Source organism: Bacillus sp. JH7 (assembly GCF_001563515.1).
GTDB classification, from domain to species: domain Bacteria; phylum Bacillota; class Bacilli; order Bacillales; family Bacillaceae_G; genus Bacillus_A; species Bacillus_A cereus.
This window is the reverse complement of record NZ_LPUS01000028.1, coordinates 1-234: the sequence shown is the minus strand read 5'-3', so window position 1 is coordinate 234 and position 234 is coordinate 1. Positions and strand designations below refer to the sequence as shown.

The window sequence follows — 234 nt, the reverse complement described above, 5'->3', positions numbered from 1 at the left end:
GGTGGGACAGATGATTGGGGTGAAGTCGTAACAAGGTAGCCGTATCGGAAGGTGCGGCTGGATCACCTCCTTTCTATGGAGAATTGATAAGCGCTGCTTATCAATATAAGTTTCCGTGTTTCGTTTTGTTCAGTTTTGAGAGAACTATCTCTCATATATAAATGTATGTTCTTTGAAAACTAGATAACAGTGTAGCTCATATTTTTTAATTTTTAGTTTGGTTAAGTTAGAAAG

1 rRNA gene is annotated in these 234 nt (G+C 37.2%); it reads left to right on the top strand.

The window, feature by feature from the left end:
• Positions 1-73 (top strand): 16S ribosomal RNA (locus AU379_RS23605); the annotation flags it as partial.
• Positions 74-234: the final 161 nt, after the last annotated feature.